This is a genomic window from Aquimarina agarilytica ZC1, assembly GCF_000255455.1.
In the GTDB taxonomy this organism is placed as follows: Bacteria; Bacteroidota; Bacteroidia; order Flavobacteriales; family Flavobacteriaceae; genus Aquimarina; species Aquimarina agarilytica.
The window spans coordinates 38,701-54,770 of sequence record NZ_JH621261.1 but is presented as its reverse complement, the minus strand read 5'-3'; the positions used below and the strand labels follow the sequence as shown (position 1 = coordinate 54,770).

Genomic DNA, 16,070 nt, shown 5'->3' with positions numbered 1-16,070 from the left:
TATTCAAAATTTATAATTAATATTTACATTTAAATTTCTTCCAGGCATGGGCCTTAAATTGGTAAAATAATATACTTTATTAAAAATATTATTCACTTTACTACCCAGAACTAAATTGTGATTTTTCTTTTGATACAATAAGATATTTACCCCCATATTCATAACATTAACAACGTCTAACGAGTGAAAATCAATAGTATCCTCTGTTGTATATATCTTACTTTGATATAAACCTTGTGCAAAAAGGTTAAATCTCTTATAATTATAATCAATATTGTAATTGACTAAATTTAAAGGCACAAAAATAAGTGGTTTACCCGTTTTTGTGTTTTCTGCTTGTGTATATACATAATTTGTATTTATCGAAAATTTATGCGCTTTTAAAACTTTAAAATTAAATTTCAACGCAATTTCAAAACCTTTATTTATTACATCATCCAAATTTTTAGGCCTCCACAAATTAGATGTTCCTATGGGTCTCCAAATAATCTTATCCTTAATATTTATAAAAAAATAAGTCCCCGATAAGGTTAAAAGCTTATTAGTAAAATTAAAGCCAAAATCTATCTGTTTTGAACGCTCTGGAGTCAGTTCTGAATTGCCTACAACTGGCCAAAACAATTCATTAAAAGTAGGCACTCTATAGTTTGTAGATAAGCTTGTCTTAAATTTAAACTTATTGAAAATTGATTTTTCACCTGTTAATGTTACTGAAACAGGTACTAAAAAATCAGAATTATATTCTTTTCTAAACCCTAATGTTCCTATGGTTTTCTCATTTGGAGCAAATGTTAAAAGCCCCCCTAAACCTAAAGATTCTCGGCGTCTATTTATGGTATCTGTATTACCTATAGTGTTTTCATAAAGCATAAAATATGTTATATCCCATTGGTTGGATAAACGGTATATTAATGAATAATCTACGACCTGTTTTTTAGACTTACCTAAATCAAAATTTATCGCATCTTTATTACTATAATATCTATATTCCTCTGTTAAATAACCTAACTTTAATGATTGTGTAAAATTTAAAAATTTAGTATCCCATTTTAATAAATTTCTCTGATAAAAATCTTGATTTCGTTCACTTCCCGATGAAGGATTAGGCAATCCCGCAGAAAACAACCTACTACTTCTGTAAACCGTTGTATAAAAAAACAGCTTATTTGTATTTGAAAATTTATATCCTAAACTGGTATTTATACCATAGTTTCTATAATTGGCATTCTCATTTTTTAACAGATTATCATTTTCATCTTTAAAACGTGTGTCTATATATTCATAATCATTGTCTGACCTATTAATAGTGGTAGCAACTTTTAAAGCTAATTTATGGCCCCCTACATTTACTTTAAAAAAATTGGATGATGTATTAAAACTCCCATAACTCGAAAAAAGTTGAAAATTTTGATGTGATTTAAAATGCAAATCATCATTCAATTGAATAACTCCTCCTATAGCACCAGAACCAAATGTAGTACTTGATCCTCCACTAATAATTATAATTTCATCGGTAGTACTGGCTGATAATGCATTAAAATCTGTTTGTCCATTACCTACTGCATTAATACTTAAGCCATTCCATAATACTGCCGTGTTAGTTGCCGAAGTTCCTCTAAACCGAGCTGAACTAGTTCCACCATTACCATAATCTCTAAATGCTATAGGGCTATTATATCGTAATGTTTCCGTAAAGTTAGTTGGGTTTCTAACCACCTGTTCTGTAGAAAGTCTAACTAATTTTTGACCTTGACCTTGTTTCCTTTTATCTTTATTATGATGTACAGTAACCTTTTCCAAACGTTGTATGGAATCATTTTGAGCAACTGATTTTAAATAACAAACCATCCCCAGTATAGAGGCTACATACATTTTCATCATAAATTTCCTTTACTCCCGAAAGAATTTATATTACAAATATGGCAGGTCTCCTGACTTGCGTCTTATTACTACCTTCCCATTTTTATTATATTTCAAGATTAATCTTACGAATAATCCGCAATATGGATAAAAATAGTGGTCTCAGAATGTAATAAGCACCTATTAAGGCTAAGCATACAGTTGCGGGTACAGTTCTTGATTTTAACAAGATTCCCTTTTAATTTTAGCTCCCAAATAAATTTGAATAGCATAAAAACCAAATTCGCTGCAAAAGTACTCCCAATATTTAGATATAAAAAGATATAAGCAGAAAACTTTCGTTTCCAAAATTAACTCACTTAACTTTGTTTCTCAAATGTGCCTAAGTATAAACAGCTATTAAAATCAAAAATGATCCATTACATTACTGGCGGTGAACGCTCTGGAAAAAGTAGTTTTGCACAACAATTAGCTTTAAAACATAGTAATACTCCTGTATATATTGCTACGTCACGGATTTGGGATGCTGATCACCAAAAACGTATTGATCGACACGTATCTGATCGCGATGAACGTTGGACTTCCATTGAAGAAGAAAAACAACTCGCTAATGTGATCACTCCTAATCACACCTATGTTGTTGATTGTATGACTTTATGGCTTACCAATTTTTTTGTAGATCATAATAACAACGTAGATTTAGCTTTAGCAGATGCAAAAAAAGAGTTTGGTAAACTACTAAGCATTGATGCTACTATTATTATCATTTCCAACGAGATCGGTATGGGAGTACATGCTCAAACCGAAATAGGAAGAAAATTCACCGAACTTCAAGGTTGGATGAATCAACATATTGCCAAACATGCCAATAAAGCTACTTTTATGGTTTCGGGATTACCAATGAAGTTAAAATAAAGATATAAAAAGTTGAGCCTTATAAGTTGGGAGTTGAAAGACTAAAGGATAAAAAAGTTAAATTCTTCGTACAAGAAATATACTTTCATCCGTTTTACGTTTATAATTTTTCACTCGCAACTTATATCAACGAATAACCAACAACACACAACTGAAAACTGACAACTCTCAACCAACAACCAATAAAAAAATGACCAATTTCAATATAACTAAAGTAGATACTGCTATAGCAGAAAAAATCCTTCATAAAATTGACAATAAAACAAAACCAATTGGTGCACTTGGTGATTTAGAAGGTTTGGCTTTAAAAATTGGACTAATACAACAATCATTAACCCCACAATTAACACACCCAACGATCTTAGTTTTTGCTGCCGACCATGGTATTGCTAAGGACAATGAAGTTAATGCCTATCCACAAGAAGTAACCGCACAAATGGTGTATAATTTTTTAAGTGGTGGTGCTGCAATTAATGTGTTTAGTAAGCAAAATAATATTAACCTAAAAGTTATTGATGCTGGTGTGAATCATGATTTTGGAGAACTCCCTAACTTAATTGATGCCAAAATTGATTACGGAACCAAAAACGTACTTGAATCCCCTGCAATGAGCATTGATCAATATCATAAAGCCATAGCAAAAGGGGCAGAATTAGTTGAAAATGAATTTAAAAAAGGTTGTAATAGTATTGGTTTTGGCGAAATGGGTATTGGAAACACCTCGGCTGCAGCGCTATTAATGGCTGCGCTTACTAATACTTATATTGAAGAATGCGTTGGTGCTGGAACCGGATTAAACAAAGAAAGGATTATAAAAAAAGGAGAAATTTTAGGTAAAGTTTTAGACACGCATTTCCCATACACACTTCCTGATATTATGGCAACTTTTGGCGGTTTTGAAATTGCTATGATTGCTGGTGGTATTTTAAAAGCTGCCGAATTAAAAATGACCGTACTCATTGATGGTTTTATAGTAACCTCAGCACTACTATTTGCCAATGCCATGAATGAAAATGTAATGGATTATTGTATCATTTGTCACCAGTCTAATGAACAAGGACACGTAAAAATGATTGACTATTTAGAAAAGAAAACAATTCTAAACTTAGGCTTACGATTAGGTGAAGGAACTGGAGTTGCATTAGCCTATCCTTTACTTGAATCAGCTGTTAATTTTTTAAATGAAATGGCTAGTTTTGAAAGTGCTGGAGTGAGTAAAAGTGAATCATAACATGACACAAAAAAATGAATCCAATAAAACCAAAAAACCATGGCCTACCAAAGATGCTATGGAACAGATTTATGAACTAAAACTTTGGGGTGGTGATGAAACTTTTGATTTTTATTCAGGCGATGGTTCTCATCATCCAAACATTATAAACCCTTATATTACTATTGTAAAGTCATTTTTAATGTCGTTTAACAATCCACTTAGTGTATGTGATTTAGGTTGTGGTGATTTTAATATTGGTAAGGAACTCGTTAAATACACTAAAAAATACACTGCCGTAGATATTGTAGCACCACTTATTGAAAGGAACAAGTTAAAATTTACAGCTGAAAATTTAGCATTTATTTGTTTAGATATTGCTACAAATAAACTCCCAAAAGCGGATTGTGTTATACTCCGCCAAGTATTACAACATTTATCAAATAATGAAGTCCACGAAGTTGTTGAAAAATTAGGTAATTATAAATATGTTATACTCACAGAACATATTCCAAAAGGAAACTTTATAGCCAATAAAGATATCATTTCGGGACAGGGCATTCGATTAAAAAAACACAGTGGTTTAAATTTGTTAGCTCCTCCATTTAATTTTAAAGTTAAACAGGCAAAACAACTTTTAAGTATTAATTTAGAAAATAACAAAGGGGCTATTGTAACTACTCTGTATGAAGTCTAATTGTAATTATCATCTTTAAAAAAAACTATAAAATAGTTGTATTTTACAATTAAAATGATGCATATAGAATATTATGTTATAAAAAAGAATTTATACAAAAAAAACTAGGCAATAGCGTTGCTGTTTCTGCTAAGCCGCTAAAATCTAGCAAATATCATGTAATAGTAGGAGGTGAAAGGAAATGGACTTTAGTTGCTGATGGAAATACGCGTGCTACTAAAGTTTTTGGTACTCGATTAAGTGTTATTGAATTTGCGAAACAAACTGCCCATAAAATAAATGGTGAAGTAATTATTCATACAAAAACTGGAGAAATTGAAAACCGAATTTCTTTTGCTGGATAATAACACTATTTTTCATGCCTTTTGAAACTAACGTTTTTATAAATTGTCCTTTTGACAATGATTTTAAAGCTTAAATTTTATAATTACGCTTTATAAATTTATTAAAAGATCTAAGTTTGCAGTATGTAAAACAAACTCCTTTTGAAAAAAGAAATACATATATTTTTTACCGCACTTATGTTTTTTACACGTATTCCGTGTCCTAAATGGGTAAATCATGACCCCACTTATTTACAAAAAAGCAGTAAATATTTTCCTTTAGTTGGTAGTATCGTAGGCGGTATTGGCGCCTTCTTTTTTTATGTAGCGCAACTTATTTTTTCAATCGAAATTTCACTATTAATTAGTATGGCAAGTACTATTTTTATTACTGCTGGATTTCACGAAGACGGTTTTGCCGATGTTTGCGATGGCTTTGGTGGTGGATGGACTAAGGAAAAGATTTTAATGATTATGAAGGATTCTCGTTTGGGGACCTATGGCGTTATCGGACTTATTTTGTTATTGGGTATAAAGTTTACCGCTTTACGCGAAATGAATTCGACACAAATTAGTATCGCTATTATATCTGCCCATGCATTGAGTCGTTTTATGGCGACTACCCTCCTATTTACCCATTCTTATGTTCAGGATATTGAAAAGAGTAAAATCAAACCTTCTGCGCAAAGCATGACCATTACACAACTAAGTATTGCTGGTATATTTGGTATACTTCCATTACTGCTATTTCAAAATGTTTGGGTATTTTTAATAGTAATTCCTGCTTATATTTCTAAAATGTATTTAGGGCAAAAATTCACCAAATGGATTGGTGGGCAAACTGGTGATTGTGCCGGAGCGGTACAACAATTAAGTGAAGTTGTTATTTATTTAAGTTTAGTCGCATTATGGAAATTTATTTAGTTAGGCATACCACACCTAAAATAGACAAAGGAATTTGTTACGGGCAACTCAATTTGGATGTTACCGATAGTTTTGTGGATGAAGTAGCTTTGATCAAAAAACAACTTCCTGTAAAAGAAGCAGAACTATATTCGAGTCCTCTTTTACGTTGTTACAAACTAGCTTGTCAATTAGGTAATCCAATTTCACTACGTAGCGAATTAAAAGAACTTAATTTTGGCACATGGGAAAATATTCCATGGAATGCTATACCTAGCAGTGAAATTGATCCTTGGATGGCTAATTTTGTTACCGAAAAACCGCCTTGTGGCGAATCTTATTTAGAATTAAACAAACGTGTGCTCACTTTTTTTGATAAGTTAACAAAAATACCTACCGAAACCCCTATAATTATTGTAAGTCATGCAGGCCCTATGCGTGCTTTTTTGGCAAGTGTACTGGATATTCCTTTAAAAGACTCTTTTAGTATTAAATTGGATTATGGACAAGTAATTCGATTAACATATATCAATAATAAATTTACTGTAACTGCTGGTCTGGAAACTCCTATTGCCTTTTAATATTTTCTATTTATGAAGCTTATACCTATACTTTTTATTTTTTGCCTAGTTTCTTCTTTAGTTAGTTGTAAAAAACAAACTTCAGCGAAAGCGAAAATAGCATTACACCATAGTGCTGAAAAAATAAGTTATGCTGATGGCTTTGTAATATACAAAAGCGAAAACTATACAAAATTACAAGTTAATAAACCTTGGCCAAATGCAGTGGATACACTCACCTATTACTTTGTGCCAAAAAATAAAGTAATTCCAGAAACCATTAAAAACCAAAAAATAATTCGAACCCCAGTTGAACGAGTTTTAGTGACCTCAACTACCGATATCCCTTTATTGGAAGCTCTTGGCGTGGAGCGTACCTTAGTAGGATTCCCTGAACCTAAATATATTTCTGCCAAAAAAACCAGAAAACGTATTGATGCGGGGCAAATTAAAAATGTAGGGAATCTACTCAATTTAAACACTGAATTGATTCTTGACTTACAACCCGAACTTATTGTTGGTTTTAGTTCTAATGCTAATGTTAAAGCATTTGATTTGTTTGAACGCTCAGGTATTACTACCGTAATGAATGGTTCTTGGTTAGAATCACATCCTTTAGGAAGAGCCGAATGGATTAAAGTATTTGGGTATTTATTTGATAAAGAAAAGGAAGCTATTAGCTATTTTAATAGTATCGAAAAAAATTATTTAGAAGGAAAAAAATTAGCCCAAGCAATTACACAAAAGCCTACTATTTTATCGGGTAACATGTATAAGGATGTTTGGTACGTCCCTGGTGGAAATAGCTACGCTGCAAAATTAATCCATGATGCTGGAGGTGATTATTTATGGAAAACAGATACCAACACAGGGAGTTTAGCTTTAAATTTTGAATCCGTTTATGATAAAGCGCAACATGCAGCTATTTGGATTGGAGGCGGTAATTTTACAAGCACCAAAGCTCTAGGTAATTTTGAAGAAAAATACACCTTATTTGATGCCTACTCTCAACAACAAATATTTTCAAAGGATATAAAAAAAGGGGCTACAGGAGGCATACTTTACTATGAGCAAGGCTCACTTAGAGCTGACTGGGTGTTACTGGATCTTATCAAAATTTTTCACCCTAACTTAGTCCCCAATCACCAATTTCATTTTTATCAAAAACTAGAATAATCATTAGCAAGCCTACAATTTCATATAGCACTACTTTTGTAGCACTAATCATAGGATTAGTCTTTACTTGGTTACTTAACCTTAGTTTGGGTTCGGTGGCTATTCCTTTTAGCAAAATAATCCATAGTATTACAGGTACCGGAACTATAAAAGAAAGTTGGGAACACATTCTTTGGATATATCGTTTACCCAAATCCATAACCGCTATTTTGGTCGGTAGTGGCTTAGGAGTTGCAGGCCTACTCATGCAAACTTTATTCCGAAATCCTTTAGCTGGTCCTTATGTACTGGGCCTAAGTTCTGGTGCTAGTTTGGGCGTAGCTTTATGCATTATGGGCGCTAGTTTATTTGGTGGACTTGAATTTATTTTTTCGCAAAAATGGAGTTATGCTATTGCTGCTAGTCTAGGGAGTTTTTTAGTTTTATTATGTGTTTTATTATTATCTACTAGAGTAAAAGATCACATGGCCATACTTATTATCGGACTTATGTTTGCCAGTATTACCGCTGGTATAGTGAGTGTCCTTTCTTTTTTCGCTTCTGCGGAAGCTTTACAACAATATATATTTTGGGGGTTTGGAAGTTTAGGAAACCTATCATGGCATGAACTTTATTGGTTTTTGGGTTTTTATAGCATGGGAATCCTTGTTAGTTTAACCGCTATTAAAGCTTTAAATAGTTTACAATTAGGAGAAGCTTATGCCAAAAGTATGGGGCAAAATATTCAACAAAGTCGTTTTTTAATTATTCTAGGGACTAGCTTATTATGTGGGGTGATCACTGCCTTTGCTGGCCCCATTGCTTTTATTGGCTTAGCCATTCCACATTTAACACGACAATTGTTTAAAACCTCTAATCATAAAATACTATTGCCTGCTGTTATCCTTTTGGGAAGTATATTAATGCTTATTTGCGATACCATTTCGCAACTACCTAGTAGCGAATTAATGTTACCCATTAATGCCATTACCGCACTTATTGGTGCTCCAGTGATTATTACTTTGTTAATTCGTAATCGAAAAATAGTGTTTTAATGAAAAGGGATAAAAGTATATTTGTTGAACACCTAAGCATTGGGTATTTCCAAGGAAAAAAACATGAGGAAATTCTAACCGATATTTCATTTGCCATTCCCAAAGGAAATTTAGTGAGTATTATTGGTGCTAATGGAACAGGGAAATCTACTTTATTACGTACCCTGGCACACCAGCAACCCAAAATTTCGGGAAACATACGTATTGGTAACATGCCTATAGAAAGCTACGCTATAAACCAATGGGCTAAACAAGTAAGTTGGGTGCATACCGAAACGATGATTCCAAGTAGTTTAAGTGTACATGAACTAGTAAGCCTGGGAAGACAACCCTATACCAATTGGCTAGATACTCTTACTAATATTGATCGTAATGAAATTGAAAAGGCTTTACAACTTACCGATTTAGATCATTTAAAGTATAAAAAATGTAATACCCTTAGTGATGGACAATTACAACGTGTTTTTATTGCCAGAGCTATTGCTCAAAATACACCACTCATTTTTTTAGATGAACCTACCACACATTTAGATTTACACCATAAAGTGGAAACACTTACTTTGTTACAACGTTTATGCAAGCAGTTTAATAAAACCATTGTGTATTCATCGCACGAAATTGAGCTTTCACTCCAAGTTTGTGATCAAGTACTTAGTATTTCTAGTAAAAAAGTAGCATTACACACACCAAAAGAGCTTGTTGAAAGTAACTTATTAAATGAACTTTTTAAAAATTCAAAAGTTCATTTTGATAAACAATTGGGTAAGTTTTTGTTTAAAAAAAATTAAACAAAAAAATCGAATAGTTGTATCTACTCGATTTTTTTGTTTTTTCGTTATTTAGTACAATTTCTAATTAAAATAAGTCCATATTCTGTTTCTTCTTTTTGCGTAAACGAGTCATTAATAAATTTGGATAAAGGAGCAAATTTAGCGGATTCTTTTGCTACACAATCGCAATCCAATTCAACATCAATTCCTTCTTCTTCATTGATAGTCTCTTCTACTTCTTCGGAATTACATGCTAACGCAAACTGTTCAACCAATTGATCATTCCATCCTTCTTGGAATCCGTTACTATCATCATCATCACTGCAGGAAAATAAAAATAAACTTGATACTAAAATAGTTGGTAATAATTTCATAAAATATGTATGTATAATTTTTTGCAATTATACATACATATTAATGGTATTACAAAACTATTATCCTAAAAATTAGGTATTAAAATCACAACCACTTCCCAAAACAAAGACTATTTTCAACACCTACATATTGTCCATAATTAGGAATCAATTGATAGCCATTTTTTTCATACAACCGAATAGCTTCTGGTTGTCGTTTTCCTGTTTCCAATACACATTGATCATATGATAATTCTTTTGCCCATTGTTCCAGTTCGAGTAATACTCTTGTAGCTATTCCTTTTCCTCTGTATTCTGGTAGCGTATACATCCGCTTTACTTCCATACTACCATTACCAACTTGCTTTATGGCACCACAACTAATGGGTTGATCATTCTCATAAGCAACCACCACATACTGTAAAGCGTTAATTTTATTAAACTGCGCATAAAAATCATGCTCATCTCCATCAATTTTAGCTAAATAAGCATCAAGATGTTTTACTAGTTTACTAAAATCAGAATTACTAGAATTCGTTCTTATTAATTTGATCATGCAATACACATTTAATGCTATTAAATCCACCCAATAAATTGAAAAAAATAATTCCTTCGGCAGGTGAACTATAAGGCTAATTGATCTTGTAAAATTCTAATATACAAAAACTTATCAACACGAAAACGTTTGCATTTTCACCCTATTCAACTTAATATCAAATAATTATATATCATTGCTTTAAATACAAATTTCTCAAAAAAACAAAAGGTTTTTTGAAATTAACTCAACTCAATAGCGATGAAAAAAAATAAAGTTAAATTACTCGTACATGCAAATCTCTTATTTTTCCTATACTTAGTCCCGCTTATGGGAGTAGCCCAAGTAGATTTTAGAGAAGAAACTATCTATTTCCTATTAACCTCCCGATTTAACGATGGAGATCCTACCAATAATGCTCCTACAGAATGGTCATCATACAATGTAGATCCCGAAATTAATCCTAGTATTACTGATCCTAATGATGTTACATGGAGGGGAGATTTCAAAGGACTTATTGAAAGATTGGACTACATTAAGGATTTAGGGTTTACCGCAATTTGGATAACACCAATTGTTCATAATAGAAGTCCTTTGGATTACCATGGCTACCATGCATGGGATTTTACAAAAGTAGATCCTAGATTAGAATCTCCTGGTGCTACTTTTCAAGATTTGATTAACGAAGTCCACGCCAAAGGAATGAAAATTGTCCTTGATGTGGTAACGAATCATTCTGGAAGATATGGTATTAAAGATGTAGCCGAAATAAAATACAACACAGATCCTACCAAACCTTGGTTTGCTATTGATAATCCCAATTGGGAATATGATGGGATTACTCCAAACCCAGATGATGGCTTACTATGGAGTAGAGCCAATTTAGCTAAAATGCCCGCTCCTTTTAATCAAAACCTAGCGAATTACAACTTTCCTAGTAAACAAAACTATGTAGACACTACAGATCCCGAATGGTATCATCATTCAGGTAATGGTTTTGCACAAGGTTTTGATGATACCGAAAATTTACAAAATAGAGCTTTAGCCGGTGATACTCCAGACTTAAACACTAGCAGCTCTAAAGTAAGAGAGTATTTAGTTAGTGCTTACGCTAAATATATAAATATGGGGGTTGATGCCTTTAGGTGGGATACCATTAAACATATGAGTAAAGAAGATGTTATCTATTTTTTTGATGCCTTTAAAGCTATAAACCCAGATTTATTCATTTTTGGTGAGGTAGCACAAAAGCGACATGAATTACACCCTGTCGAAGAAACCAACCCTCATTATTACACTTGGCGAGGAGCCGTAAATAACTCTGCTCCTTTGGATATGGCTGTCATTGATTTTTATGCCGAGGCTACATTTCATGGAACTTTTGAAGAGGGACAATCATTTCCAACCGTAAAAGCTGCTGCCAGATATGATTACCTGTATAGTGACCCATCTACATTAGTAACTTGGCTCGATAATCATGACTTTGGCCCCAATAACGATTGGAATAGACGCTATGGAGGAACCGATGAAAACTTAGCTGCTTGTATGAATTTTATGTTTACATGGCGTGGGATTCCTAGTGTATATTATGGAACCGAAATGAGGTTTAAAGCTGGTGAATTTGCCGACATTCATGATGCTTCAGGCATTCGACAATCCATTGACAAAACTGGTCGTGCTTACTATGGTAACAGCATGCTTCAAGCACCGGAAAATAAAATATACCAACATATCAAAAAACTAAATGCAATTAGAAAAGCTGTTCCTGCCTTACAAAAAGGAACTTGGACATGGAAAGATGCCCCTGGTAATGCAGTTGCATATAAAAGAATATTTCAAAATAGTGAAGTTGCTGTTGGGTTAGCTAAAGATGGAGGCGCTTCATTTTCAATTAATGGAATGTCAAATGGAATTTACAGAGATGCCGTAACTGGCAGAGAAATAAATGTCACCAATGGGACACTTAATTTTAATGTAACCTCCGGTTCCGCTGGAATTTATGTGCGTAATGGTCCAGGAATGATTGGAAACTGTAATGCAGGCTTTTTTGAACCTTGTGATGGCTCATCAAGCCCAGTAGTGATTACACCTCCCACAAAGCCAACCGGTAATGGTTTGCATGTTTATTTTAAAAAACCATCCAATTGGACACAAGTAAATGTATATTATTGGAATCCTTCGCCTAGTGGATTACCTGCTGTAAATTGGCCCGGACCATTAATGTATGATACACAAGAAAATGATATTTTCGAATATATTTTTGATGGAACAACTGCCACAAACCTTATTTTTAGTGATGCTGGAGCTAATAAAACAGTAGATCTTTTTAGAAATCAAGATGGCTGGTACATTGATGATATTTGGTATGATGAATATCCAACTCAAAACAACGATACATCGAATTCAATGACTATTCATTATAAGGGTACTTTAGCTACTCCTAGCTTATATTATTGGAATACAGAGCCCACTACATTAACTACAAATTGGCCAGGAATTCCAATGGAAAGTGAAGCTAATGATTGGTATAAAATCACCCTAGAGGGAGTTACTTGTACTAATTTGATTTTTAGTACTAACGGCAATAATCAAACCGAAGATTTATTTAGATGTAATGATAGCTGGTACTACAACGGAGTTTGGTTTGATTTTGATCCCGAACAAAATTCGGCAAAAAAATTAAATACAACTCTAAAAAAAGAAGTTGCTATTTACCCTAATCCATGGTCCATAGATGCTGTAATTGCATGGAATACCGACAACGAAAAAAATGATATTGAAATATCTATTATAGATATCAATGGAAAAACACTAAAAACGTATAATACAACCGAGAATCGTAATTCAAATTCTCATCATCTTAATTATTTAAAATATAGGGACAGCGGAATCTATTTTATTAAAGTAAACATCGGACAAAAGGAATATCTAAAAAAAATAGTAAAACCATAATTCATACATTATATGAGCATTAAAAACAGCTATTCAACAATGAGTAGCTGTTCTTTTATCTATCTACTAAAATAATTACTCAGGAAAACATTCACACTTTAAGGAATTAAAAACGCAAAAATGTATCTTTGACTTTCTAATTCTTTATACTAAATGCAACAAGAAATCATTTTACTTATTGGTATTTTTTTAGCGCTAATTGTGGGCTTTTTTATTGGTAAATACACAAGTGGCTTACGCCAGAAAAATTGGCAATCAGCATCCGAAAATCAATTAAAAATAATACAGCAACAATTAGCATCAGAGCAGTTACTTCTAGCGGAAGCGGAAAAAAAACACACTAACGCCATAGCTGATTTAGAAGAAAAACATACGCATATATTACACAGTTTAGATGAAAAATTTAATACTGAAAAACGTGAACTTATTGAAGAACGCGAAGCTATTAGAAGACAAAAAGAATTCCTGAATACCGAATTAACACGTAAAAATGCTGAATTTGATAATTTAGCTCTTAGAAACCAAGAACAAAAAAAGGAAACAGAACAACTTCAAGAAAAATTTACTAAAGAATTTGAAAACCTTGCTAATAAAATTTTAGACGAAAAGTCCAGTAAATTTACAGAGCAAAACAAAGAAAATATAAAAAATATCCTAACGCCCTTACAAGAGCGTATTACTACTTTTGAAAAAAAGGTTGAAGAAACTCACAAAGAAAATATTATCACAAATGCTTCATTAAAAGAACAAATTTTAGGACTAAAAGATTTAAATGCCCAAATGAGTAAGGAGGCCACTAACCTTACCAAAGCCTTAAAAGGAGATAATAAAGTGCAAGGAAATTGGGGGGAACTAGTTTTGGAACGTGTCCTAGAAAAATCCGGATTAGAAAAAGATCGAGAATACTTTGTACAACAAAACTTTACGCGCGAAGATGGGACTAGAGCCTTACCCGATGTGATCATTTTATTACCCGATGGCAAACGAATTATTATAGATTCAAAAGTTACCTTGATTGCCTATGAGCGCTTTATAAACGAAGATGAGCAAGAGCTTAAAGAGGTGTACTTAAAAGAGCATATTAATTCGCTTAAAAAACATGTGGATCAATTATCTGCTAAAAATTACCAAGACTTATATGATATTGAATCTTTAGATTTTGTGTTATTATTTGTACCTATCGAAACTGCTTTTTCGGTGGCTATAAACAAAGAAAACTCTTTGTACAATCAGGCTTTTGAAAAAAACATTGTGATTGTTACCCCTTCCACTTTATTAGCTACATTACGTACTATTGATACCATGTGGAGTAATGAAAAGCAACAACGAAATGCTTTAGATATTGCCAAACAAGCTGGATCACTTTATGATAAGTTTGAAGGCTTAATAAAGGATTTAACAGGAATTGGTAAAAAAATTGACGATACCAAAAGAGATTATAGTGCGGCTATGAATAAATTAGTAACTGGTCGTGGTAATTTAATTACAAGTGTTGAAAAACTTAAAAAAATGGGGGCAAAAGCTAAAAAGGCGCTTCCCGAAAATATTATTGCGCGTGCAAATGATGAGGATATTTAATAGTTCTTATGACTTAAAAAATCATTAATTTTGAATCTCAAATTTTACAAAAATGAAAAAGATATTATTCCTGATCATAGCTGGTATTAGTTTAATTTATGCGGGCTACTTTGCTGTTGTATATTTTGCATCATATAGTGAAGGTACCCGTAGTGGTGAATTAATTAAATTCAGTAAAAAAGGAGTACTTTTTAAAACCTACGAAGGTGAGATTAGTCAAGGGATATCTGGAGCACAAATTTTCAGTTTTTCTGTCGAAGATAAAAACACCGAAGTCATTGATAAATTGGATGCTTACCAAGGAAAATATGTAAAGTTAACTTATAAAGAACGTTTTGGAACCTTTGCTTGGTTGGGTGATACAAAGTATTTTATTATAAATGCAGAGCTTGAAAGTTCCCCACACTTTAACAAAAACTAGATTGACCAATTTTGGAAATTAGTTTTTGGTTCTACAAAACAGATAACTCCCAACGAACAACCCTCAATTAATACAAATAATGTCCCAATTTAAACATAGCGAAGAATCGCATATTACAATTTCAGAATTAATGCTTCCCTCCCACTCAAATTTTAGTGGAAAAATACATGGAGGTTATATTTTATCGTTAATGGATCAAATTGCATTTGCTTGTGCTGCCAAATACTCTGGTTATTATGCCGTAACTGCAAGTGTTGATAAAGTTGATTTTTTACAACCTGTTGAAGTTGGTGAATTAGTTACCATGAAAGCTTCTGTAAACTTTGTTGGACGTTCATCAATGGTTGTAGGTGTTCGTGTCGAAGCCGAAAACATTACTACTGGCGAAAAAAAGCATTGTAATTCTTCTTATTTTACCATGGTTGCAAGAGATACAAATGGTAAATCTGTTGCAGTCCCTGGACTTATTTTAAATAGTGTTTCTGCGGTACGTCGTTTTGTACGTAGTGCACACAGACAAGAGGAAGGCAAGCTTAGAAGAGCTAAATTTAAATCCTCGAGTTTTAAAGTGGAAGAACATTTGGAAAAATTAACTAATTACAACGTTAAACTAGAATTAGACAAATAGAATTGACTACTATAAATTCATAACTAACAAGTCCTATTCTCATACCAAAAGACGCTTCCTTAAAAAAAGAAGCGTCTTTTTTTTAAAAACAAAATAGTATGCAACTTATATATATTACATAGCGTTTGTATTGTAGAACCTATTATTTTTTCAGA

General features: G+C 32.7%; 16 protein-coding genes and 1 riboswitch. Of the genes, 13 read left to right on the top strand and 3 right to left on the bottom strand.

Features of this window, described 5'->3' with window-relative positions; all coding sequences use genetic code 11:
* Nucleotides 1–3 precede the first annotated feature (3 nt).
* On the bottom strand, nt 4–1,881 hold the full coding sequence (locus tag KQA_RS0210320) for a TonB-dependent receptor plug domain-containing protein (protein ID WP_081483252.1): 1,878 nt from the start codon (nt 1,879–1,881) through the stop codon (nt 4–6).
* Nucleotides 1,882–1,904: 23 nt separating this feature from the next.
* Nucleotides 1,905–2,157: riboswitch (cobalamin riboswitch) on the bottom strand.
* Nucleotides 2,158–2,271: 114 nt separating this feature from the next.
* On the opposite strand from KQA_RS0210320, the gene KQA_RS0210315 reads away from it, so the two are divergent.
* The 9 genes from KQA_RS0210315 (at nt 2,272) to KQA_RS0210280 (ending at nt 9,466) form a co-directional block, all read left to right on the top strand.
* Nucleotides 2,272–2,775, top strand: a complete 504-nt coding sequence (locus KQA_RS0210315; protein ID WP_010180794.1) for a bifunctional adenosylcobinamide kinase/adenosylcobinamide-phosphate guanylyltransferase — start codon at nt 2,272–2,274, stop codon at nt 2,773–2,775.
* 190 nt (nt 2,776–2,965) lie between these two features.
* A complete protein-coding gene (cobT, locus tag KQA_RS0210310; protein ID WP_010180792.1) occupies nt 2,966–4,006 on the top strand; it encodes a nicotinate-nucleotide--dimethylbenzimidazole phosphoribosyltransferase in 1,041 nt (346 codons plus the stop codon).
* A 1-nt stretch (nt 4,007) separates the two neighbouring features.
* Nucleotides 4,008–4,682 carry a class I SAM-dependent methyltransferase gene (locus KQA_RS0210305; protein ID WP_010180791.1) on the top strand — a complete coding sequence of 225 codons (675 nt, stop codon included), beginning with the start codon at nt 4,008–4,010 and terminating at the stop codon, nt 4,680–4,682.
* A gap of 68 nt (nt 4,683–4,750) precedes the next feature.
* A complete protein-coding gene (locus KQA_RS21010; RefSeq protein ID WP_081483253.1) occupies nt 4,751–5,026 on the top strand; it encodes a DUF2188 domain-containing protein in 276 nt (91 codons plus the stop codon).
* A 141-nt stretch (nt 5,027–5,167) separates the two neighbouring features.
* The gene (locus KQA_RS0210300; protein ID WP_010180789.1) at nt 5,168–5,929 is read left to right on the top strand and encodes an adenosylcobinamide-GDP ribazoletransferase; all 762 of its coding nucleotides are present in this window, start codon (nt 5,168–5,170) and stop codon (nt 5,927–5,929) included.
* Nucleotides 5,914–6,489, top strand: a complete 576-nt coding sequence (locus KQA_RS0210295) for a histidine phosphatase family protein (protein ID WP_010180787.1) — start codon at nt 5,914–5,916, stop codon at nt 6,487–6,489. Before KQA_RS0210300 ends, KQA_RS0210295 begins: the two co-directional genes overlap by 16 nt.
* A 12-nt stretch (nt 6,490–6,501) precedes the next feature.
* Nucleotides 6,502–7,644: an ABC transporter substrate-binding protein gene (locus KQA_RS0210290; RefSeq protein WP_010180786.1), complete on the top strand. Its 1,143-nt coding sequence runs from the start codon at nt 6,502–6,504 to the stop codon at nt 7,642–7,644.
* Between the two features lie 47 nt (nt 7,645–7,691).
* Entirely contained in the window at nt 7,692–8,678 is a 987-nt protein-coding gene (locus KQA_RS0210285; protein WP_050858539.1) for an iron chelate uptake ABC transporter family permease subunit, read from the top strand.
* A complete protein-coding gene (locus KQA_RS0210280; RefSeq protein ID WP_010180781.1) occupies nt 8,678–9,466 on the top strand; it encodes an ABC transporter ATP-binding protein in 789 nt (262 codons plus the stop codon). Before KQA_RS0210285 ends, KQA_RS0210280 begins: the two co-directional genes overlap by 1 nt.
* A gap of 47 nt (nt 9,467–9,513) precedes the next feature.
* On the opposite strand, the gene KQA_RS0210275 is transcribed toward KQA_RS0210280, so the two are convergent.
* On the bottom strand, nt 9,514–9,822 hold the full coding sequence (locus KQA_RS0210275) for a hypothetical protein (RefSeq protein WP_010180779.1): 309 nt from the start codon (nt 9,820–9,822) through the stop codon (nt 9,514–9,516).
* Nucleotides 9,823–9,907: 85 nt separating this feature from the next.
* Entirely contained in the window at nt 9,908–10,357 is a 450-nt protein-coding gene (locus KQA_RS0210270; protein ID WP_010180777.1) for a GNAT family N-acetyltransferase, read from the bottom strand.
* Between the two features lie 240 nt (nt 10,358–10,597).
* On the opposite strand from KQA_RS0210270, the gene KQA_RS19570 reads away from it, so the two are divergent.
* The 4 genes from KQA_RS19570 to KQA_RS0210250 all read left to right on the top strand — a co-directional run bounded on the left by KQA_RS19570 (nt 10,598) and on the right by KQA_RS0210250 (nt 15,915).
* Nucleotides 10,598–13,288: an alpha-amylase family glycosyl hydrolase gene (locus tag KQA_RS19570; protein ID WP_081483251.1), complete on the top strand. Its 2,691-nt coding sequence runs from the start codon at nt 10,598–10,600 to the stop codon at nt 13,286–13,288.
* Nucleotides 13,289–13,441: 153 nt separating this feature from the next.
* Complete coding sequence (gene rmuC / locus KQA_RS0210260; protein ID WP_010180773.1) at nt 13,442–14,866, top strand: DNA recombination protein RmuC; 1,425 nt, start codon at nt 13,442–13,444, stop codon at nt 14,864–14,866.
* A 52-nt stretch (nt 14,867–14,918) separates the two neighbouring features.
* The gene (locus KQA_RS0210255; RefSeq protein WP_010180770.1) at nt 14,919–15,287 is read left to right on the top strand and encodes a hypothetical protein; all 369 of its coding nucleotides are present in this window, start codon (nt 14,919–14,921) and stop codon (nt 15,285–15,287) included.
* A 79-nt stretch (nt 15,288–15,366) separates the two neighbouring features.
* Nucleotides 15,367–15,915 (top strand): acyl-CoA thioesterase, encoded by a 549-nt coding sequence (locus KQA_RS0210250; protein WP_010180769.1) that lies wholly within the window; start codon nt 15,367–15,369, stop codon nt 15,913–15,915.
* The last annotated feature ends 155 nt before the right edge of the window (nt 15,916–16,070 follow it).